The organism is Brachybacterium tyrofermentans (genome assembly GCF_039526165.1).
GTDB lineage: Bacteria > Actinomycetota > Actinomycetes > Actinomycetales > Dermabacteraceae > Brachybacterium > Brachybacterium tyrofermentans.
The window spans coordinates 214,056-235,321 of the sequence record NZ_BAAAIR010000046.1 but is presented as its reverse complement, the minus strand read 5'-3'; the positions used below and the strand labels follow the sequence as shown (position 1 = coordinate 235,321).

At 70.5% G+C, this 21,266-nt stretch carries 19 protein-coding genes; 2 read left to right on the top strand and 17 right to left on the bottom strand.

What is annotated here, in order from left to right:
* Nucleotides 1-28: 28 nt before the first annotated feature.
* Nucleotides 29-766 (bottom strand): cell division protein FtsQ/DivIB, encoded by a 738-nt coding sequence (locus ABD093_RS15175; RefSeq protein WP_343925536.1) that lies wholly within the window; start codon nt 764-766, stop codon nt 29-31.
* 139 nt (nt 767-905) lie between these two features.
* Between ABD093_RS15175 and ABD093_RS15170 the strand changes: the two genes are divergently transcribed.
* Nucleotides 906-1,127 carry a hypothetical protein gene (locus ABD093_RS15170; RefSeq protein WP_226849659.1) on the top strand — a complete coding sequence of 74 codons (222 nt, stop codon included), beginning with the start codon at nt 906-908 and terminating at the stop codon, nt 1,125-1,127.
* A gap of 103 nt (nt 1,128-1,230) precedes the next feature.
* Here ABD093_RS15170 and ABD093_RS15165 read toward each other — a convergent pair whose 3' ends face one another.
* The 14 genes from ABD093_RS15165 to ABD093_RS15100 form a co-directional block, all read right to left on the bottom strand.
* Nucleotides 1,231-2,847, bottom strand: coding sequence for a UDP-N-acetylmuramate--L-alanine ligase (locus ABD093_RS15165; protein WP_343925534.1), 1,617 nt, complete (start codon nt 2,845-2,847; stop codon nt 1,231-1,233).
* A gap of 35 nt (nt 2,848-2,882) precedes the next feature.
* Nucleotides 2,883-3,974 carry a UDP-N-acetylglucosamine--N-acetylmuramyl-(pentapeptide) pyrophosphoryl-undecaprenol N-acetylglucosamine transferase gene (locus ABD093_RS15160; protein WP_343925532.1) on the bottom strand — a complete coding sequence of 364 codons (1,092 nt, stop codon included), beginning with the start codon at nt 3,972-3,974 and terminating at the stop codon, nt 2,883-2,885.
* Entirely contained in the window at nt 3,971-5,518 is a 1,548-nt protein-coding gene (gene ftsW / locus ABD093_RS15155) for a putative lipid II flippase FtsW (RefSeq protein ID WP_343925530.1), read from the bottom strand. The genes ABD093_RS15160 and ftsW overlap by 4 nt, the downstream gene beginning before the upstream one ends.
* Nucleotides 5,515-7,044 carry a UDP-N-acetylmuramoyl-L-alanine--D-glutamate ligase gene (murD, locus tag ABD093_RS15150; RefSeq protein WP_343925528.1) on the bottom strand — a complete coding sequence of 510 codons (1,530 nt, stop codon included), beginning with the start codon at nt 7,042-7,044 and terminating at the stop codon, nt 5,515-5,517. The genes ftsW and murD overlap by 4 nt, the downstream gene beginning before the upstream one ends.
* Nucleotides 7,041-8,141, bottom strand: coding sequence for a phospho-N-acetylmuramoyl-pentapeptide-transferase (mraY, locus tag ABD093_RS15145; RefSeq protein WP_193116270.1), 1,101 nt, complete (start codon nt 8,139-8,141; stop codon nt 7,041-7,043). Before mraY ends, murD begins: the two co-directional genes overlap by 4 nt.
* Nucleotides 8,138-9,616 (bottom strand): UDP-N-acetylmuramoyl-tripeptide--D-alanyl-D-alanine ligase, encoded by a 1,479-nt coding sequence (locus ABD093_RS15140; RefSeq protein ID WP_193116271.1) that lies wholly within the window; start codon nt 9,614-9,616, stop codon nt 8,138-8,140. The genes mraY and ABD093_RS15140 overlap by 4 nt, the downstream gene beginning before the upstream one ends.
* Nucleotides 9,617-9,618: 2 nt before the next feature.
* On the bottom strand, nt 9,619-11,133 hold the full coding sequence (locus ABD093_RS15135; RefSeq protein WP_377802329.1) for a UDP-N-acetylmuramoyl-L-alanyl-D-glutamate--2,6-diaminopimelate ligase: 1,515 nt from the start codon (nt 11,131-11,133) through the stop codon (nt 9,619-9,621).
* A 148-nt stretch (nt 11,134-11,281) separates the two neighbouring features.
* The gene (locus ABD093_RS15130) at nt 11,282-13,015 is read right to left on the bottom strand and encodes a peptidoglycan D,D-transpeptidase FtsI family protein (RefSeq protein WP_226849660.1); all 1,734 of its coding nucleotides are present in this window, start codon (nt 13,013-13,015) and stop codon (nt 11,282-11,284) included.
* Nucleotides 13,016-13,098: 83 nt separating this feature from the next.
* Complete coding sequence (ftsL, locus tag ABD093_RS15125) at nt 13,099-13,617, bottom strand: cell division protein FtsL (protein ID WP_193116273.1); 519 nt, start codon at nt 13,615-13,617, stop codon at nt 13,099-13,101.
* A 1-nt stretch (nt 13,618) separates the two neighbouring features.
* Nucleotides 13,619-14,614 (bottom strand): 16S rRNA (cytosine(1402)-N(4))-methyltransferase RsmH, encoded by a 996-nt coding sequence (gene rsmH, locus ABD093_RS15120; RefSeq protein WP_193116274.1) that lies wholly within the window; start codon nt 14,612-14,614, stop codon nt 13,619-13,621.
* A gap of 198 nt (nt 14,615-14,812) precedes the next feature.
* Complete coding sequence (gene mraZ, locus ABD093_RS15115) at nt 14,813-15,244, bottom strand: division/cell wall cluster transcriptional repressor MraZ (protein WP_193116275.1); 432 nt, start codon at nt 15,242-15,244, stop codon at nt 14,813-14,815.
* 839 nt (nt 15,245-16,083) lie between these two features.
* Entirely contained in the window at nt 16,084-16,494 is a 411-nt protein-coding gene (locus ABD093_RS15110) for a DUF3040 domain-containing protein (protein ID WP_193116276.1), read from the bottom strand.
* Between the two features lie 135 nt (nt 16,495-16,629).
* A complete protein-coding gene (dinB, locus tag ABD093_RS15105; protein WP_193116277.1) occupies nt 16,630-17,901 on the bottom strand; it encodes a DNA polymerase IV in 1,272 nt (423 codons plus the stop codon).
* A 62-nt stretch (nt 17,902-17,963) separates the two neighbouring features.
* Nucleotides 17,964-18,446: an SAV_6107 family HEPN domain-containing protein gene (locus tag ABD093_RS15100; protein ID WP_193116278.1), complete on the bottom strand. Its 483-nt coding sequence runs from the start codon at nt 18,444-18,446 to the stop codon at nt 17,964-17,966.
* 213 nt (nt 18,447-18,659) lie between these two features.
* Here ABD093_RS15100 and ABD093_RS15095 point away from each other — a divergent pair, with 213 nt between their 5' ends.
* The gene (locus tag ABD093_RS15095; protein ID WP_193116279.1) at nt 18,660-19,514 is read left to right on the top strand and encodes a spermidine synthase; all 855 of its coding nucleotides are present in this window, start codon (nt 18,660-18,662) and stop codon (nt 19,512-19,514) included.
* A gap of 107 nt (nt 19,515-19,621) precedes the next feature.
* Here the strand turns inward: ABD093_RS15095 and ABD093_RS15090 are convergent, their stop codons facing one another.
* Complete coding sequence (locus ABD093_RS15090; RefSeq protein WP_193116280.1) at nt 19,622-19,825, bottom strand: cold-shock protein; 204 nt, start codon at nt 19,823-19,825, stop codon at nt 19,622-19,624.
* A gap of 330 nt (nt 19,826-20,155) precedes the next feature.
* A complete protein-coding gene (locus tag ABD093_RS15085) occupies nt 20,156-21,133 on the bottom strand; it encodes a proteasome assembly chaperone family protein (RefSeq protein WP_193116281.1) in 978 nt (325 codons plus the stop codon).
* Nucleotides 21,134-21,266: the final 133 nt, after the last annotated feature.

The following is a 21,266-nucleotide window of genomic DNA, read 5'->3' as shown; positions in this document are numbered from 1 at the left end:
CTCACCCTGCCCGGGCCGAACCGGCGGGTCAGCGCGTGACGGGTGCGACCGGGGAGGAGACGTCGATCTCGGTGCCGGGCTGCTCGATCAGTGCCAGGACCACCTCGGCCTTGAGCGTCGAATCGGCGGCGTCCCCCCAGACGACGGTCTTCGTGCCGCCGTCTTCGAGGGCGAGGACCAGCTGGACATCGCTCGCGCTCGAGGCGGTCATCGTCTGGACGGAGCCGCGCAGGCTGTCCGGCATGCTCGCGAGGACCTCGCTGAGTGCGGTGGCGGCACCCTCCGGATCCGCGGATCCTCCGTCGACGGTCAGCGGGATGAGCTCGGCGCCCTCCCCTGCGTCGGCGGGCAGCTCTTGCCCGGAGCCGTCGATCACGGCGGAGGTCCCATCCGTCGTGGTGAGGACGGCGACCGGTTCCGACTCGGTGATCGTCACCGTGGCGCCGTCGGGCCAGGAGCGGTGCACCTCTGCGCTCTCGACCCCCGGCACCGCTTCGACGCGCTCGGCGATGTCCGTGGTGGGCAGGAGCAGGACGCTGTCGCCGAGGTCCTGATCCAGCACGGAGCGCACCTCGTCCTCCTGGACGTAGCCGAGGCCGGAGACCGAGACCTCCCGCAGCTGGAGGGCCGGCAGGAAGATGGCGACGAGGACCGCCGCGACCAGGAGCACGACGAGACCTGATGCGCCGGCGATGATCGCCCGTCGGCGACGGCGCCAGGGCCGCCCGGCGACGATCTCCCGGAAGCGCCCCGCGGCCTGGACCACCCGGCCGCCGCCCCCGGTGCCGGGATCGGCTGCGGAAGTCTCGGCGGGCGCCTGCGGGCCCGGTCGACCGACGGCGGCGCTCGAGGTGCGCGGCGTGCGCGCGGCGGCGCGGGGCGCCGGGTTCGCGGATGCAGCGGAGGTGGCAGACGCAGCGGAGCTGGCCGAGGGAGCCGATGCAGCGGACGTGCCGGAGCGTGCCGATGACGCGGAACGCGTCGAGGATGCTGACGGCGCAGAGGCCGCGGAGGGTGCGGAGGGTTCGGAGGGTGCGGAGCGTGCCGAGCCGGCAGACCGTGCGGGGCGGGTCGACGGCGCGGGGCGCGCTGTGGCGCCGTCCCCCGGTGCGGGCGTGATCCCGTGACCCGAGCCCGGCCCCGCTCCCGGCGCCGGTCGTCGCGGGGTCTGTGCGGTGCTGGGCCGCCGTGCGGTGGTGCGGGGGCGTGGCACCGAGGGACGCCGTGCCATCAGCGCTCCTCCGCACCGTCGCCCAGCGCCGCCAGCACCGACGGAGTGGTCTCGACGATGTCCCCGGCGCCGAGCATGAGCACGAGGTCACCGGGCGCGGCGGCATCACGCACTGCGGCGGCGACCTGCTCCGGCCCGGCGACGGGCAGAACCGCCTCGCCGGTCACGTGATCGGTGATGGTGCGGGCGTCGATGCGCGGATGGGGATCCTCGCGCGCCGCGTAGACGGGCAGCACCCAGGTGCGATCGGCAGCGGCCAGCGCGGTCGCGAAGTCTGCGGCGAAGTCCCGGGTGCGGGAGAACAGGTGCGGCTGGAAGACCACGAGCACGCGGCCGCCGCGCCCCTGGTCCTCGACGATGCCGCGGGCTGCGGCGATGGTCGCGGCGACCTCCCGGGGGTGATGGGCGTAGTCGTCGACCACCGTGACGCCGCCGACGGTCCCCGCGACGTCGAAGCGCCGCGACGCGCCCGTGAACACGGACAGGCCCGTCGCGAGGGCGCTGAGCTCGGCGTCGGGAACCGCAGCGGCGGACGCCGCGAGCGCGCCGAGGGCGTTGAGCACGTTGTGATGCCCGGCGACCGAGAGCGAGGTGCGGAGCGTGCCGCGGGGTGTAGCGAGCTCGAGCTGGGTGCCCCCCGCGCTGCTGCTCTCGGAGAGCACCTGCCAGTCGCAGTGCGCGCCGGTGCCGTAGCTCGTCACGGCGACGCCGCGCTGCGCGGCCCGTGCGCCGAGGGCGCGGGCACCGGGATCGTCGTCGCACACCACGAGCTGTCCGCCGGGGACGATCTGCCCGGTGAGGGTGTCGAAGGCCGCCGTGAGCGTCTCCTCGTCGCCGTGGAAGTCGAGGTGATCCGGCTCCAGGTTGGTGACCACGAGGGAGCGCGGGGCGAAGGCGAGGAACGATCCGTCGGACTCATCGGCCTCGATCACCGCGGGAGCCGTCGAGATCACGACGGGAGCCGTCGAGCCGCTCTTCGCTGTGCGGGTCGCACCGGAGGCGTCCGACCCCTCGGTGCCGCCCGGGGCACCCGCGCCCGACCCAGTCAGGACCGGGTCGGCGCAGAAGCCGGCGTTGCGACCGAGGTCCGGGACCGCGGCGCCGAGCGCCCAGGCAGGATCGAGGCCGGCACCGCGCAGCGCCATCACGGCCATCCCGGTCGTGGAGGTCTTCCCGTGAGTGCCGGCCACGGCCACGAGGTCGCGGCCGGCCAGCAGACCTGCCAGGGCGGCGGCGCGGTGGATGACCGGGATCCCGCGCTCGTGGGCGGCGATCACCTCGGGATTGTCGGCGCGCACTGCGGTGGAGACCACCACGACGTCGACATCGTCACCCAGGGACGCGGCGTCAAAGGAGAGGGTGATCCGGGCGCCCGCCTCGCGCAGCGGGGCGATGAACTGGCCGTCCTGCGAGTCCGAGCCGCTCACGCGGAGCCCGGCCTCCAGCGCGAGGCGGCCGACGGCGGACATCCCGGCGCCTCCGATGCGGATCACGTGGACGCTGCGGATCGCACGATCCGTGGGCCACGCCGGCTGCGTGATGACGTCCCCGGGACGCAGGATCGTGCGCGGCGCGCGCTGCGAGGAGGGGCCGGTGGGGACTGCAGCGGAGCTCATGGGATCACCGTAGTCGGATCGGTCGGGAGACCGGGTCAGGCTCGGCGTGCGACGCCGGTCACGACGTCGGCCATCACCTCGGCGGCATCGGAGATGCCGAAGGCGCGGGACGCCTCTGCCATGGCCCCCAGGCGCTCGGCATCCTGGAGCAGCGGGAGGACCTGCGTGCGCAGCACCTCAGCATCCAGATCCGCGTCCGCCACCATCAGTGCGCCACCGGCGGCCACGACGTCCTGCCCGTTCAGAGCCTGCTCGCCGTTCCCGATCGGGAGCGGCACCAGGAGGGAGGGCAGCCCCACGGCGGTCAGCTCGCTGACCGTGCCGGCGCCGGACCGGGTCAGGGCGAGGTCCGCGGCGGCGTAGGCGTCCTCCATCGACAGCACGTACTCGACGACCCTGTAGCCGGGCCGCTCGACGAGGCCCTCCGCCTTGCCACGCCCGGTGACATGGAGGATCTGCACGCCGGCGTCGAGGAAGCTCTCCGCGGCCTCGGAGACCGCGGTGTTCAGCCGCAGGGCGCCGAGGGATCCGCCGGTGGCGAGCAGTACGGGCCGGTCGGGGTCCAGACCGAAGGCCTCCCGTGCGGCGGCGCGGCGGGCAGCACGATCGAGGTGGGCGATGCCGTCGCGCATCGGCATCCCGATCCGGCGGGCGCCGGGCAGGCTCGAGCCGTCGAAGGCGGTGAGCACCTCGGCGGCGCGGCGGGCACCGAGCCGGTTCGCGAGCCCCGGACGCCGGTTGGCCTCATGGACGACCACGGGCAGGCGGGCGGAGAACGCCGCGAGATAGGCGGGCGGGCACACATAGCCGCCGAAACCCGCGACGACGTCGATCTGCCGTTCGCGCAGGATCGCCCGCACCTGGCGCAGGGTCCCTGCGAAGCGACCTGGGAAGCGCAGCGCGGTGCCGTTCGGGCGCCGGGGGAAGGGGACCTTGTCGATGGTGAGCAGCTCGAACCCGGCGGCGGGGACGAGGTCGGTCTCGAGCCCGTCGGGGGTGCCGAGCACGAGCACCTCGGCCTCCGGGGTGCGGCGGACGATCTGCGCGGCGGTGGCCAGCAGCGGGGACACGTGCCCGGCGCTGCCACCCCCGGCGAGCAGGATGCGGGGCGGAGTGGTCGTGGTCATCGGGTCCTTCGGGAGGAGGGGGAACGACGAGCAGCCGATGTGCTCGACCGTGCGGAGGAGCGGGACGTCCCCGAGGCCGCCGAGGACCTGGAGCGCTGGGCACCCTTCGTACTCTTCGTGTTCTTCGTGTTCTTCGTGCTTTGTGCGCTCTTCGTGTTCGAGCCGCTCTGAGCGGCCGTGTGTCTCTTGCTGCTCCCGGTGGCCTTCGTCGTCGCCGACGAGGGCTTCGACCTGGCGGTCCGCCTCGCGGAGCTGGGCGCGGCGTCCCGCGGGGCGGGCAGCACGCCGACGGAGCTGCGCACGGAGGCCATCCGGGCGCTGATCGCCTCGGGGGCGCCGGGCTCACGGCGCGCGAAGGAGATCAGCACCCCGAGCGCGGCCATGGACGCGAGGAGCGCGGAGCCGCCGGAGGAGATGAACGGCAGCGGCACCCCGATCACGGGCAGCATCCCGGTGACGACCATCATGTTCACGAAGGCCTGGCCCAACAGCCAGGCGCTGATCCCGGCGATCGTGATCTGCATGAAGTGATCGTCGATCCGCGTGATCATGCGGAAGAGGATCAGCGCGAGAACGGTGAAGAGCAGAAGCACGCCGAGGGTGCCGATGAGGCCCAGCTCCTCGCCGATGATCGCGAAGATGTAGTCGTCCTCCGCGGCGGGGAGACGACCCCACTTCTGGGCGGACTGCCCGGGGCCCTTGCCCCACCAGCCGCCTTCGGCAAGGCCCATGAGGCCCTGATCGGACTGGTAGCAGGAATCGCCCTCGCAGATCCCGTGGATCCAGTTCCCGATGCGTGCCATGCGGTTCGCGCTCGTGACCGTCAGGCCGATGACTGCGACCAGACCCGCGACCCCGGCTGCCAGGAACCAGCGTCGCGGGACGCCGGAGACCCACACGGCGCCGGCGACGAGCAGGGCCATGATCATCATCGTGCCGAGGTCGTGGCCAGCCATCACCAGGCCCAGCGCAGCGAGCACCCCGGGGACGAGCGGGAACAGCAGATGGCCGGGCTTGTGCAGCAACGGCCGCTTCGTGGCCAGCAGGGCCCCCAGCCACACGGCGAGGGCGAGCTTGAGGAACTCCGAGGGCTGGAGGGTCTGGCCGGCGATGCGGATCCAGTTCTGGTTGCCGTCCACCGCCCATCCCAAGCCCGGCACGAAGACCAGGCACTGCAGGGCGAGGCCCAGCGCGAGCAGGGGCCAGGCCGCCTTGCGGTAGAAGGCCGGAGGCAGCAGGGCGGCGACGATGAGCAGCACCAGACCCAGAGCGGCGAAGGTCCCCTGGCGGAACAGCCCGGCGAACCCGGAGTTCCCGCGGGAGATGTTCAGGACCGCGGAGGAGGACAGCACCATCATCAGGCCCAGGCTGATCAGCAGGGTGCCGATCACGATCAGGCCGTAGAAGTCCAGCGCCGGGGACTTCAGCCAGGAGCCGACGCCGTCCCGCATGCGGGAGCCGATGCTGCCGAGCGGCTGGTCCTCATCGGGACGCACGACGCCGGTGGACCGACGGGTGTCCCGTCGGGTCTCCTCGATCGTCATGTGCTCGCTCCTGGCAGTCGATGGACGGCCGCCGCGAAGAGATCCCCCCGCTCCGCGTAGTCACGGAACTGATCGATGGAGGCGGCTGCCGGTGCCAGCAGCACCACGTCCCCTGCCGAGGCGAGGGAGCGGGCGGCGTGCACCGCGTCCTCCATGAGTCGGGAGCGCCCGGCGACATCGTCAGTGTCACCCGGATCGATGCGACGGACGGGGACCTCGGGGGCGTGTCGCCCCAGAGCGGAACGGAACGGCTGGTCGTCCACGCCGAGCAGCACGACTCCGACCAGGCGGTCCGTCGTAGCGGCGACCAGCACATCGAGATCGGCGCCCTTGGTGTCGCCACCGGCGATCCACACGACGCGGTCCGCGGCGTGCAGGGAGGCGGCGGCGGCGGCCGGATTGGTGGCCTTGGTGTCGTCGATGAAGCTGATGTCGTCGATCGTCGCGATCAGCTGCGCCCGGTGGGAGCCCACGCGATAGGCCCGCAGCCCGTCGCGCACGGCCTCGGCCGGGACGCCATGGGCCCGCGCGAGAGCCGCCGCGGCGAGGGCATCGAGCACGAGGTGGGGCCCGGCTCCGTGCGGGCCGAGGTGGGCGAGGTCCTCCAGCGTGGCGAGCTCGGCGGCGGCTGTGCGCCGCTCGGCGAGGAAGGCTCGATCCACGAGGATCCCGTCGATCACGCCGATCTCGGACAGGTCGGGCGTGCCCAGGGAGATCCCGACCGCGCGGGCCCCCTCGAGGACATCGGCATCCTCGACCAGCCGTCTGGTGATCTCGTCGGCGACGTTGTAGATGCACGCGGTGCCGACACCGTGGAAGATCCGCCCCTTGGCCAGCGCGTACTGCTCGGCGCCGCCGTGCCAGTCGAGATGGTCGGCGCTGATGTTGAGCACGGCGGCGGCCTCGCAGTCGAGGTTCTGCGTCCAGTGCAGCTGGAAGCTGGAGAGCTCGATGGCGAGCACGTCGAAGCCCTCGGGATCCAGGGCCGCCTCGATCACGGGCAGGCCGACGTTGCCGCAGGCGACGGCGCGCAGCCCGGCGTGCTGGAGGATCGTCTCGAGCATGGTCACGGTGGTGGTCTTGCCGTTGGTGCCCGTCACGGCGAGCCAGGCGGGGCCGTCGGCCGCCTGCATCCGTCGGGCCAGCTCGATCTCGCTCCACACCGGGATCCCGGCGGCCGCCGCGGCGGCGAGCAGGGGCTGGTCGGGGCGCCAGCCCGGGGAGGTGATCACGAGGTCGATCTCCCGGTCCGCGGGCAGGGCGAGCGTGTGCTCGCGGCCCAGGCGCACCTCGACCCCGAGCACCTCGAGGATCTGGGTGCGCTCGCGGATCTCCGGGGTGTCGGAGCCGTCGACCACGAGCACGTGCGCGCCGCGCTGCATGGTCTGATCGGCGACCGCATAGCCGGAGATGCCGAAGCCGGCGACCAGGATCCGCAGCCCGGCGACGTCGAGGCCCGGCCAGGCGAGGTTCTCGACGTTGGCACGCCCGCTGCCGGGCGCGGGGGCGGGTTCCGCGGCGGTCATGAGGTGATCCTCGGGAGGGCGTCGAGGTAGAAGATGCCGAGGCCGAGGCCGGCCAGCACGCCGGCGACGATCCAGAAGCGCACCACGATCGTGACCTCGTTCCAGCCCTTGAGCTCGAAGTGGTGCTGCAGCGGGGCCATGCGGAACACACGTTTCCCGGTGAGCTTGAAGCTCCCCACCTGGATGATGACCGACAGGGCGATGACCACGAACAGGCCGCCGATAACCGCGCCGAGGATCTCGGTGCGGGTGACGATGGTCAGCCCGGCGATCGCGCCGCCGAGGGCGAGGGACCCGGTGTCGCCCATGAAGATCTTCGCGGGCGAGGTGTTCCACCACAGGAAGCCGACGCAGGCGCCGATGATCGCGGCGCAGAGCACGGCAGCATCCAGCGGATCGCGGGCGTCGTAGCAGTGCACCACTCCCCCGGCGTCGAGGTCGACATTGCACACCTGGCGCCACTGCCAGAACGCGATGACCAGGTAGGTGGCGGTGAAGATGATAGTGGCGCCACTGGCGAGGCCGTCGAGGCCGTCGGTGAGGTTCACCCCGTTGGACCACGCGGCGACCAGGAAGTTCGCCCAGATCGCGAAGAGGATGAAGCCGACGACGGAGCCCGCGAAGGCGAGATCCAGCCACTCGACGTCCCGCACGAAGGAGATCTTGGTCGAGGCCGGGGTGTTGCCGTTGCCGTCGGGGAACAGCAGGGCGAGCACCGCGAAGGCGGTCGCGACGAGGAACTGACCGATCAGCTTCGCGCGCGGCCGCAGTCCGAGGCTGCGCTGCTGCGAGATCTTGAGGTAGTCGTCGAGGAAGCCGACGACCCCGAGCCCCACCATGAGGAAGAGCACCAGCAGGATCGAGATGGAGGGCGCCGTCAGCAGGAAGAGGTGCGAGAGCCCGTAGCCGAGGATCGTGGCCAGGATGATGGCCACGCCGCCCATGGTCGGGGTGCCGCGCTTGGTGGCGTGCGAGGTCGGGCCGTCGTCCCGGATGAACTGGCCGTAGCTCTTGCGCACCAGGAGCTTGATGAACAGCGGCGTGCCCACGATGGACAGCAGGAAGGCCGTCGCTCCCGCGATGATGATCGCGATCATGCGTCGTCTCCTTCGTCTGCCGGATGCTCCGGGAGGGCACCGTCTCGTCGCTGCAGGTGGTCGATCAGGGGCGCGGCGATCTCACGGAGTCCTGCGTCACGCGAGGACTTCAGGAGCACCACGTCACCGGGCACCACCGTTCGTTCCAGCACGGCGATCGCCTCCTCGATCGTATCGAGGTACTCGGACTCGCCCCCGAAGCTGCCTTCGAGGCTCGCCCCGTGGTGGATGGGCGCGGCGCCGTTGCCGATCGCATACAGCTGACCGATGTTCAGGCGCACCACGAGGCGGCCGATCTCATCGTGCAGGCGCACGGAGTCCGGCCCCATCTCGAGCATCTCGCCGAGCACCGCGATCGTGCGGTGGCCCCGGCCGAGGTGGGCGAGGGTCTTGAGCGCCTGGCGCATCGAATCCGGGTTGGCGTTGTACGCGTCGTTGATGACGATCACGCCGCCGGCGCGCAGCGCCTCCATCCGCTGCCCCGAGGCGAGCTTCGCATCCTCGAGGGCGGCGGCAGCGGCGGCCGGGGCCACCCCAGCGGAGACCGCTGCCGAGAGGGCGGCCAGGGCGTTGGCCGCCTGATGGTCGCCCAGCAGGTCCGGACGCACCGGGAACCGACCCGCGGGGATGTCCTCGCCCTGCAGCGTGGTCAGGCCGTCGGGGACGACGAGGGTGAAGCTCACGCGGGCGTCCACGTCGAGGGCGAGGTCCTCTCCGCGCAGATCGCCGGTGGTGAAGCCCCAGCCGAGCACGGGAGCCGCGCTGCGATCGGCCATGGCGGCGACCAGACGGTCCTCGGCGTTCAGGATCGCCCTGCCGGAGGGCTCGAGCGCTTCGACCAGTTCACCCTTGGCACGGGCGATGGCCTCGACGCTGCCGAACTCCCCGAGATGGGCGCTGCCCACGTTCAGGACGAGGGAGACGTCGGGGCGTGCGATGTCCGTGAGCTGCTTGATGTGGCCGACGCCGCGGGCGCCCATCTCCAGGACGAGGTACTGCGTCCCGGCGTCCAGGCGCAGCACGGTCAGCGGCAGGCCGAGCTCGTTGTTGAAGCTGCCGACGGGGGCGATCGTCTCTCCTGCGGTCCGCAGGATCGTCCCCAGGAGGTCCTTGGCGCCGGTCTTGCCGGCGCTGCCCGTGATCGCGAAGACCACGAGGTCCTCGCGCTCCTGGCGGGCTCGTGCCAGCTGTGCCCGGGCGAGGTCCCACAGGGCCGTCCGGACGTCGTCGACGAGCACCGCCGGGAGACCGAGGTCCCGGGTCACCAGGGCGATGGCCGCCCCGGACCGCTGCGCCGCGGCGACATGGTCGTGCCCGTCGGCGTGCTCACCGAGGAAGGCGGCGAAGAGGTCACCGGCCTCGATCCCTCGGGAGTCGATCCGGGCCGCTCCGGTGACGGTCTCGTCACCGGTCGCTCCACCCACGAGTCGACCTCCGGTGATCCCAGCGATCTCCCCAGCTGTGGTCTGCAGCATCGTCAGCGTTCTCCGTCCGTGTCGTCGGCGCACTTGGTCCCGGTCCCGGACAGCGCGGTGCGCAGTCGGAGGCGGTCATCGAACGGATGGACGATATCGCCGATCTGCTGTCCGGTCTCTGCGCCCTTGCCGGCCACGAGGATGGTGTCGGACACGTCCGCCAGACTCGCCGCGAGCTCGATCGCCGCACGCCGCCCGTCCACCTCGTGGACCTGCGCCTTCGTGTCCTCGGGCATGCCGCCGAGCACAGCTCGTCGGATCTCGGCGGGGTCCTCGGAACGCGGGTTGTCGTCCGTGACGATCACCACGTCTGCGAGACGTGCGGCGACTTCGCCCATGGCAGGCCGCTTGCTGCGGTCCCGATCCCCACCGGCGCCCATCACGGCGATCAGTCGGCGGGTGCCCGGGACGGCGCGCAGAGTGATCAGGGCCTGTTCGAGGGCGGCCGCGGTGTGGGAGAAGTCGACGACGCCGCGGATGGGCTCCGCAGTGACGAGCTCCATGCGTCCGGGGACGGTGCCGGCCTCGCCGAGCGCCGCCGTCGTCTCGGGACCGGACAGGCCGATCGCGGCGAGGAGGAGCTCGGCGGCGAGCGTGTTGGCCACGTAGTGGCGACCGGGCAGCGCGGCGTGCAGGGAGCGTGGACCGTCCGGACCGTCGACGGCGAAGGTGCTGCCGAAGCCCTCGGCGCGGATATCACGGGCCGTGTGGTCCGCCTCGACTCCGGGGAGCGTGGCGTAGGTCATGACCGGGATGCTCGCCTCGTGGGCGAGGCGTCGGCCCCACTCGTCATCGACGCAGACGACGCCGTGCGTGGCGTGCTCGGGCGTGAACAGGGTCCGCTTGGCCTCGTAGTACGCCTCCATCGTGCCGTGGAAGTCGAGGTGGTCCTGGCTGAGGTTCGTGAAGCACGCGACGTCGAAGACGACCTCGTCGGCGCGGTGGAGCACGAGGGCGTGGCTGGAGACCTCCATCGAGGCCACCTGCACGTCGTCCTCGAGCATGCGGGCGAGGATGCCGTGGAGCTCGGGGGCCTCGGGGGTGGTGCGGACCGTCCCGATCCGGTGGTCGGCGCCGGATCCGTCGCGATAGGCGGTGCCGCTGGTGCCGATGACGCCGGCGGGCACGGAGAGCTGGTCGAGAACGCGGGTGAGGACCGTGGTGACCGAGGTCTTCCCGTTGGTGCCGGTCACTCCGATGGTCCGCAGTCGCTCGGCGGGCCGACCCTGCACGATCGCGGCGGCGGTGGCCGTGGCGGCTCGAGGGTCCTCGACGACGAGGGCGGGAAGCCCGGCGGCCTCACATCGCGAGCGGCCCGCCTCATCGGTCAGGGCGAGCACAGCGCCCTGCTCCCGGGCCTGGGCGGCGAAGTCGGCCCCGTGCGCGTTGGCACCGGGCAGGGCGCACCAGAGGTCGCCGTCCCGGGCACTGCGGGAGTCCAGGGTGACGCCGTACAGAGTGATGTCGCGATCGGGCGCGGAGGCGCCGAGCGCGGCGGCGAGCTCCGCTGCGCTCACCCCGTGGGGATGCCGGGGACGGGGCGTCTCGGCGGCGAGGGTGTCCTGGCCCCCGGGGCTCTGGTCCGAGGGCTCCTGTTCGGCGAGCTCTGCGGGATCTGCGGGTTCTGCGGGATCTGCGGGTTCTGCGGGGATGGTCACCGGGGGCTCACCACTCGTTCTCGTACTCGCGACCGGGAACGCCGGTCGGGGGGATGCCCTGGTTCTGCAGGGTGAAGGTCATCAGCTCGGAGAACGCGGGGGCGGCGGCCGTGTTGCCGGAGATGAAGGTGTCCAGGCCGAACACGAAGACGCCGACCACGATCTCCGGGTCGTCCGCCGGGGCGAACCCGATGAACGACGCGGTGTATCCGTCGTCCCCCACCTGTGCGGTGCCGGTCTTGCCCGCGGTCGCGTAGCCCGTGACCGAGGCGTTGTTGTCGCCGTCCTCGATGTCGTTGTCCATCAGGCCACGCATCGTGGCGGCGGTGTCCGAGGAGATCACCCGCGTGCTGTCGGGCTGGCCGAGCGGACGCACGGTCCCATCGTCCTGCCGCACCCCGGAGACCAGCGAGGGGTTCACCCGCACCCCGTCATTGGCGAAGGTGCCCACGGCGGAGACCATCTGGAGGGCGTTGACGCTGTAGCCCTGCCCGAAGGCGGTGGTGTAGCGGGTGCGGCCGGTCCAGTCCTCGGGGGGATGCACGATGCCGGCGGACTCGGCGGGCAGCTGCACACCCGTGGTCTCCCCGAGACCGAAGGCCCGCAGGTAGTCGTAGCGCACCTGGGGGTCGAGCTTCTCGGAGATCTGCACGGTGCCGACGTTGGAGCTGTGCTTCAGCACCCCGGCCAGGGTCAGCTTCTGGTCCGGGTGGTAGTGGGAGTCCTTGATCCGCTCACCCTCGAAGTACTGCTCGTACGGGATCTCGTACTGCGACTCCGGGGTCGCAGTGCCCTCTTCGAGCGCCGTGGCGAGCGTGAAGAGCTTGCCGGTCGAGCCCGGCTCGAAGACGTTGGAGATGGACCTGTTGCCCAGGTACTGGCCGTCCTCTGTCGTCGGGTTGTTGGGATCGTAGGAGGGGTACTCGGCCATCGCCAGCACCTCGCCGGTGCGGGCGTTCATCGCCACCGCGCTGCCGCCGGTCGCTTCCCACTTGTCGACGGCGCCCGCCACGATCTGCTGCGCCTTCCACTGCAGGTCGCGGTCGATCGTCAGCACGAGGTCGTTGCCGTCGACGGCCGGCGTGGTCTGCTGCGTGCCGGTCGGGATGATCTGGCCACCGGCGCCGCGTTCGTAGCTGGTCTTGCCGTCCGTGCCGCTGAGCTCGTCGTCGAAGGAGTACTCGGTGCCGGCCAGCGCGGAGCCGTCGGCGCCGACGAAGCCGAGGATGTTCCCACCCACGGATCCGGCCGGGTAGATGCGATCGGCAACGCGATCCGCGCCGATGCCCGGGATCTTCAGGGAGATGATCGCGTCGCGCACCTTGGGGTCCACGTTCTTCTGCAGATACATGAAGCCGCGATCACCGGTCAGCTTCGCCTTGGTGTCCGAGACGGACCAGCCCAGCACGGGAGCGAGCTCCTGGGCCGCGGCGTCGATACCCGTGACCTCGGCATCCTTCGACCCCTGGAGGTACTCGTCGACCTGCAGCTGGTTGACCCACAGGTCGTAGCGCTCGACCGAGCTCGCCATCGTGGTGCCGTTGCGGTCCAGGATGTCGCCACGCAGCGCCGGGATGGTGCGGGTGACGGTGCGCTGGTCGATCGCCTCCTGGGCCCGTGCGCTCGCATCGAGCCCCTGGACCCAGACGAGCCGCCCGGAGATCATCAGCACCGCCGCCATGATCAGGCAGATCAGCAGCCGGTGCCGGACAGCCGGTGCACCGAGTCGGCCCTGTGGCATACGGGCGGCCCCGGCACGAGCTCGTGGGCGGCCGGTGGTCTGCGTCGTGCGTGTCCTGCGGGACGAGCGTGACCGCGCCATGGTCAGACTCCCTCGTTGCCCATGCCGTGGTACGTCGTGGGCTTGTCGTAGATCTCAGCCGGCGGCACGGCGGCCTCTGGGGCCACGGGCGCCAGCTCCGGGTTGACCTCAGTCTGCGCCGCCGAGGACGTCTCACCGATGATCTTGCCCGTGTCGAGGTCGATATATGCCGGATCCGTGACCGGGACCATGCCGAGCTCGCGGGCCTGGCGCTCGAGCTCCTGGGGCGTGCCCAGACGCTCATCGGTCTCGGTGAGCGCCTGCTTCTCCTCCGTCAGTCGCTGGGACTGGCTCTGGAGCCGCGTGATCTCGTAGCTGGTATCCGACATCTGGATGTTCATGTAGAGCAGCGCCGCCAGGGTCGCCGTCACGATCAGGGTGCACAGGATCGTGAACGGCATCGAGCTGCCGGCGGTCTTCGGCGCAGCGACGATGGCGAGGCGCGGGCGGGCTGCGGAGGTGCTCCGCGGGCCCCGGACGGGACGGACCGCGGGGGCGTGAACGGCTGAAGTGCTGGCCATGTCAGTGAGCTCTCTCGGCGGATCGGGTACGGGTCAGGGCGCGCAGGCGGACGGAGGCGGCCCGGGAGTTGCTCCCTCGTTCGGTCTCGTCGGCCTTCAAGGCGCCGCGGACCACGGGGGCGAAGCTCGGCTTGTGCTCCTCGAGCTCGACCGGCAGCCCCGGAGGGGCGGAGGACCGGGTACGCCGCGCGAAAGCAGTCTTGACCAGGCGGTCCTCGCCGGAGTGATAGGACTCCACGACGATCCGGCCTCCCACGTGCAGGCAGTCCAGTGCGGACTCGATCGCCGAGGCGAGAATCTCGAGCTCCTCGTTGACGGCGATCCGCAGCGCCTGGAAGGTGCGCTTGGCAGGATGTCCGCCGCTCGCCTTCGACGCCCCGGGGATGGCGCGGTCGAGAAGCTCGACGAGCTCGCCGCTGCGGGTCAGCGGAGCAGTCTGACGCTGCTCGACGATCCGGTGTGCGATCCGCTTGGCGAAGCGCTCGTCGCCGAGGTCGTGGAGGATGCGGGCGATCTCCGCCTCGGGCAGGTCGCGCAGCAGATCCGCCGCCGTCGGTCCGTCCGATGCCGTATCCATCCGCATGTCCAGCGGCGCATCGACCGAGTACGAGAAGCCACGATCGGTGGTGTCGATCTGGAAGCTCGACAGGCCCAGGTCCATCATCACGCCGTGTGCTCCGGGGAGCCCCAGCTCCTCGAGCACCTCGGGGATCTCGTCGTACGTGGCGTGGACCAGCGTGGCCCGATCTCCGACTCCCTCGCGATCCAACCGGGTGCGGGCGAGCGCGAGAGCCTCGGGATCGCGATCGATGCCGACCAGTCGCGCATGGGGTGCGGCGTGGAGGACAGCGGTGGCGTGGCCCGCCATGCCGAGCGTGGCATCGACGTAGACCGAGCCGGGCTCCTGGAGGGCGGGGACGAGGAGCTCGACCGAGGTGGCCAGCAGAACGGGGACGTGCCGCTCTTCTGCCGGCAGGTCGTGCTGCGTCTCGTCCATGTCACCTCTCCCCTGCGTGCTGTTCGTGCGATGTGCTGTGGCCGGATCCGTGGGGATCCTTCGTGTCGGTCGACTCCGCATCCTGGTCGCGGTGCCGTCCTGTCAGATTCCTCGTCGTTCCCGACCCGCCACCGGGGAAGTTGCATCGGGGCGGGAACGACGAGAGGTCTCACAGGACGGATGTCCGTCGAGTCGAACTCAGAACAAGCCGGGAACCACCTCCTCGGAGGTCTCGGCGAATCCTTCTTCCTTCTGTTCGAGATAGGTCTCCCACGCCGGGAGCGACCAGATCTCGAGTCGGTCGAGTGCACCTATGACGGCGCACTCCCGGTCCAGATCCGCGTAGCCGCGGAGGTGGCCCGGAATGGTGATGCGGCCCTGCTTGTCCGGGATGACGTCTTCTGCTCCGGAGAGCAGCACTCGCAGGTAGTCACGAGTCCGCTGATCGGTGGTGGGAGCCCGACGGGCCTCCTCGAGCTTCTGGCGGAACTCGGCGAGCGGATACACGGCGATGCAGTGCTCCTGCCCACGAGTCATGACCAGTCCCGAAGCGAGCTCGTCGCGGAACTTGGCCGGGAAGATCAGGCGCCCCTTGTCGTCGAGCTTGGGCGTAAAGGTGCCGAGGAACATCCAGCACCTCCTCTACCTGCCGCGACTCGAGAACCGAACCCCATCTCCTCCCAACACGCTCCACTTTACCCCACTACTCCCCACACTGGGCCCTGTTTCGGGCCCAATCTCCCCCCAGTGCACACATCACTGCTGGTCAGCCGGGTGGGGCAAGGTGGGGGGAAATCTGCTCGCGGCGAGTCGATTCCGCCACCCATCGCCCGACATCGACTCGTCACACCCCGCTGCCGAATGCGACGATTTCGAATCACCGCAGGTCAGAGGTCCGAGCGTGCTGCTCGCCTCCGTGTCGCCTCTCCGGTGGAGGGAAAGGGAGGGGCTTGGTGGGGTGAAGTGGGGAATGGGCCGTGGCAGGCCGTGACGGGCCGCGCCGGAGCGCTGGCACCGAGGTGGAAGCCGCGGGTCATCCGACGAACCGTCCGGTCAGCCGTGACGGACGGACGCCATTCCCGACGCCTGCTCGGCGCCTTCTCGGCGCCTCCGCGCGGCCTCTGCGGCCTCTGTGCGGCCTCCGAGCAGCGTTGATCGGAGGCGACCCCATCGCCGGGCACGACGAAGCCCCGGCTCACAGAGCCGGGGCTTCACATCTTCAGTGCTTCAGTGCTTCAGTGCTTCAGTGCTTCAGTGCTTCAGTGCTTCAGTGCTTCAGTGCTTCAGTGCTTCAGTGCTTCAGTGCTTCAGTGCTTCAGTGCTTCAGTGCTTCAGTGCTTCAGTGCTTCAGTGCTTCAGTGCTTCAGTGCTTCAGTGCTTCAGTGCGGAGCCTCAGTCGAGGCATGTTCCGGGTTCGGGGCAGGCTGTGGAACCGCGACGGGCACCCTTCCCCGCCGACAGGTCGGCCGTCAGCGCCGGGGGTCATCTCCCGAGCGCTTCTCCCAGCGCTGCTCCAGCTTGCCCATGAAGGTCCCGCCATGACCATCATTCGGTGCGGTGGGGCCGGTATGGCCGCCTCCCCCTCCCGAGGGTCCCTGCGTGTCCCCCTGGGAGGCCGAGCTCGGCGTGGTCACGGCGTAGATGGCACCGGCGAGCATCCCCAGGAAGGCGATCACTCCGAGCCAGATCGCCGGCAGCGAGACGGCTAGCACCAGGACTCCGAGACCGAGAAGCACGGCGCCGAGGCCGATGGCTATCCGCCGTCCGCTCCGTCGCGAATTCTTCGTCGGTGCAAAAGCCCGTGCGAGACGTGGATCATCAGCGAAGAGCTGACGCTCCATCTCGTCGAGCATCTTCTGCTCATGTTCAGACAGCGGCATGGTCCCGCTCCTTGTCCCCGGTCCTCACGCGCCCCGTTCGGCGCCCCAGCTGCCGATCAGGTTCCGGTGCCCTCATCGGCGATTCACCCAGTTTAGAGCCAGTTCCTGGGTAATGGGAACACTCGGGGCACTGCATCACAGACCTGAGCCGTCGCGGGCGTCCCGATCGTCCTCGGGATCGCGGGACGACGCCGAGCGCTGCGCCCCGTCGGCGGCTGGTCCCAAGGTGGAGCCCCTGCTGAGGCTGGCGGTCCCGAAACGGTCCGTGGCCCGGTCCATCGCGGTCTCCAGATCCCGCCAGAGGGCGGACCGGCTGGTCAGTTCCTGCTGGACCGCGGAGGTCGATTCCGCCGTCAGATGCGTGACCCTCACGCCGGCCAGGCGGATCCGTCGGAGCCGGTGACGCTCCTTGTCCCACAGGGCGACGACCTGTTCACGAAGACGCTCCCCGCTGGACGTCGGCTGATCGAGGGTCGAGGAGCGCGTGATGGTCGTCCCGTCGGGACTGCGCAGCTTGAGGACGACGGTGCGGGCCACGGCGTCGCTGCGACGGAGCTGGCGCGCGACGTCATCCGCCATCGAGGTGATGCGACGCCGGACCTCGTCCGCGTCGGTGAGGTCCTCGTCCCAGGTCCGTTCTGTGCCCAGCGACTTATCCCGGACCCGGTGTCCCAGTCCCGTCCGATCGCTGCCGGTGGCCAGGTGGATGATCTCGGGGGCGCGGGGGCCCAGTGCCCGCGCCAGGGTGGAAGGCGGGATCTCCCTGATCTGGCCGATGGTCCGCACCCCGATACGTTCCAGGGAGGCGACCGCCTTCGGTCCGATCCCCGAGACCGCCGAGACCGGCAGCGGGGCGAGGAACTCCGCCGTCTGCTCCGCCGGGATGATCAGCTGGCCGTCGGGCTTCGCCCGCGCCGAGGCGATCTTCGCGACGGCGCGGGAGACCGAGCCGCCGACGGAGCTGGGCAGCCCGAGCTCGTCACGGATGCGGCTGCGCAGCAGGGAGGCGATCTGGTCAGGTCCCCCGAAGAGACGACGCGCTCCGCGCACGTCGAGGAACGCCTCATCGATGCTGATCTGCTCGATATCGGCGACGACGGAACTCAACAGCTCCATCACCAGAGCGGAGGTCTCCTGGTAGCGAGCGATGCGTGGCGGGACGATGACCAGATCGGGGGCGAGTCGGCGCGCGCTCGCCATCGGCATCGCCGAGCGGATCCCGCGGGTCCGGGCCGGATAGCTGGCCGCAGCGACCACGCCGCGCGTTCCGGCCCCGCCGACGACGACGGGGAGTCCCCTGAGCTCGGGATGGTCACGGACCTCGACGGACGCGAAGAAGGCGTCCATGTCCAGATGGAGGATTCCCGGGATCTCCACGGTCGGTCCGACACCGTCCTGCGCTGCCATCGGCACCTCCTTCGTGGTGGCACTGTACTCGGCGCGCGGGACGGTCCGTGGCCAGAACTCCCTCAGCCGGCCAGCGCGGTCATCGGAGAGGGCAGATCGGAGACCAGGCGCTCCGAGACGCTCCTCAGATGCAGCGCTGTCTGCTCGAGATGGGCCTGCAGCAGGACAGGATCGGGGACGGCCGACGCATCCCGGTCCAAGCGGGACCGCTCCGCCACCAGAGGAGCCATATCGCTCGCACGCTCCGCATCTTCACCGCCGATGCGCTCCAAGGCCGTCCACACGTTCAGTGGAAGCCGGCGGCGGCGGTCACGATTGGCGCGCGCGACGATGATCCCGGCGCCGCGCAGCGCTGCGCGGTGGATGAGCTCGAAAGCCTCACGGGGGTCGTCGGCGATCGCGGCCTCTCCCTGGTGGAGAAGATCCCGGGCACGCTCCAGATCGGCCTGGTCCTGGTCGAGATGCGCGAGGCGCAGCCTGACGGAGCGGGAATCGCCGGAGAGGACCGTAGCGCTCCCCCGGGTCCTCGATGCGGTCGTCGCCATCTCTGCCTCCTCTCCGTGCTGCGGCGGTGCGGATGCTCGGGTTCCTCGCCATCCGCTTCGTCCTCGAACCATAGGCAGGGGGTCCGACAGACGGGGCGTGACGACTGGTGCGGTGGATGATCGGCGGCTGGGGAGGAAGGAAGGGCGAAGAGGTGCAGGGCCCGCACGGCGCGTGCACCCCAGACCCGGCTCCCGGTCTCCTACAGTGGGACGATGTCCCGTCGCGAGCGTGTGCGCCACGCCCCTTTCGAGCACCTCGGACCGCTCGATACCGCCATCCCCATCTCCACCGGGATCGCCCGGCTCACCCTCGAGAACGACGGCTCCGTGCTGCTCGACGTCAACGGGGTGCCGTCCTCGCATCTGCATCCGGATCCTGAGCATCTGGTGTTCGAGTACATGCGGTGGATGCTCATCGCGATCGACCAGCATCTGGATCCGGGCAGGGACGGTCGCGCGGAACCCGGCGGCGCCGCCTCCCCGCAGCTCGCCCACCTCGGTGGGGGCGGATGCTCGCTGCCCCGGGCGATCGCGATGCGCCACCCTCGGTCCAAGCAGATCGTCGTCGAGCTCGACGAGCTCCTCGCGAACCAGGTCCGGGACTGGTTCGACCTGCCCCGCTCGCCCCAGCTCCGTCTTCGGATCGACGATGCCGTCGACGCACTGACGGCGTGGCGGGACGATCGGTTCGATGTCCTGGTACGGGACGTGTTCTCCGGTGCGATGACGCCGGAGTCCCTCATCACCGTCCAGACGGCGCAGCACGCAGCTCGCGTGCTGCGCGATGGGGGGCTCTATCTCGCGAACTGCGCCGCTCCCCCGGGAACCGGGCTCATGGCCGATGAGGTCGCAACCCTCAGCGCCGTCTTCCCCCACGTCGGCGTCATCGCCGAGCCGGCCCACCTCTCCGGGAAGCGCCGCGGGAACTGCGTGCTCCTGGCCTCGAACCGCCCGCTGCCCGAGGGGATCGACCGCGATCTGCGCTCGGATGCGGTGTCCGTGCGCCTGGCCCAGCCCTCCCAGGTCCAGGCGCTCACACGGGCCGGACGGGTGCTCGGCCAGGCCTGAGGTCGAGGCGCCGCCACCGGACAGGCCACAGACTCCTTACACGACGACGGACCGGCCAGGAGCATGTGCTCCTGGCCGGTCCGTGAGATTAACGGGGTTGCCGTCGATCAGACCGGGCGAACCTGCTCGGCCTGCGGGCCCTTGTCGCCCTGGCTGACCTCGAACTCCACACGCTGACCCTCGTCGAGCGCGCGGTAGCCGTCCATGTCGATCTTGCTGTGATGCACGAAGACGTCAGCGCCGCCTCCGTCGATCTCGATGAATCCGAAGCCCTTTTCGGCGTTGAACCACTTGACCGAGCCCTGTGCCATACCTGTCACCTTCTGTGTCGTCCATCAACGATCGCGGTACGCGATCGCGGTGCCACGGGAAACCGCCCGCCGCCGAAGCGGAAGACGTCAGGTGCAAGCCGTACTGCTGTGCCGAAGCACCTTCGACGGACTGTCCTGCGAAACCTGCATCTCCGTAACGCCGCCATTCTGCCACGGCAGTGTCCCCGTTCACACTGCGAAGTCGACCGAACGGTCACGAAGGGGTAACGACTTGCCGGTCTGCTGTCGAAACTACGGCCCAGCGCCGGGATATCCGGTCCGGCTCCAGGAATCCCGGCTCCACGAAGGACTGCAGGCGTCGGCCCCGGCTCAGGCCGAACGGGGCTCGTCCGGACTCTCCCCGTCGTGGTCCGCCAGGAATCGCTCGAAGTGCTCCCCGAGCTCTTCCGCCGTCGGCAGATCCATCGTGGTCGAGAGCGGGGACTGGTCGCTGCCCTCGCTGAGGGAGTCGTACTGCTCCTCGAGAGCAGTGACGATCTGGCGCACCTCGGAGTTCTGCTCGAGGGTCCCCTGCAGGGCGACCGTGGCGGCATCTGTCAGGTCGCCGAGATGGACCAAGGGCAGGTCGAGGCCCGCGGCATCGCTCACCCGACGCAGCAGGGCGAGCGCCCCAGCTGGGAAGTCGGTGCGCGTCAGATAGTGCGGGATCTGGGCGGCGTAGCCCATGGCGGCATGGTCGGCGCGACCGAGCTGCAGCTCGAGCAGCGCGCCGAAGGCCGCCGGAACCAGGATCTCCGGGGAGTCGTCCTCGTCGTCTCCGAGCATCGTGCCCGGCGCCGGGGTCGGCCGGGTCGACGGCCGCCCCAGGAGGGCGGGATCGTTGGCATGTGCGAAGAGCCCGATCGGCCGGGTGTGTGGCACCGCCATGGGCACCGCCTGCATGCCGACGACGCGCTCGACGTCGAAGAATTCGACCAGGTCCGTCAGCGCCTCCGCGAGACGACGCCACTGGAGGTCCGGTTCCGGCCCGTCGAGGAAGAGGAAGGGGCGATCCGACTCGTCGTACATGAGGGACAGCGTGAGCTCCGGGATGTCGACGCTCGTGTACGAGGTCCCGTCGAACACCGCCTGTGGGCGGGACCCCCGGTAGTCCAGCAGCTCGTCCATGTCGAACGTGACCAACCGGAGGTGGCGGAGCTCGTCGCGCAGATAGGTCGAGGCGATCCGGCAGGCATTGCCGGCATCCACCAGACCCGGCAGAGCATGGACCAAGGTCAGACCGGTCCGCGGCACCTCCGCCAGCACATCGGCGGATTCGAAACGGTACAGGTCACGCGGGTCACGCATCAGCGTCTCCTCCCTCGCGGCCGGTTGGATGTCACGTGCCGGATGGCACGCACATCCAGGCCTGTCCACCATAATGGACCACTGTGCTCCGCCGACCCTGGGTCCTTCCCGTGAGGTCCGGCGGAAGGATTCA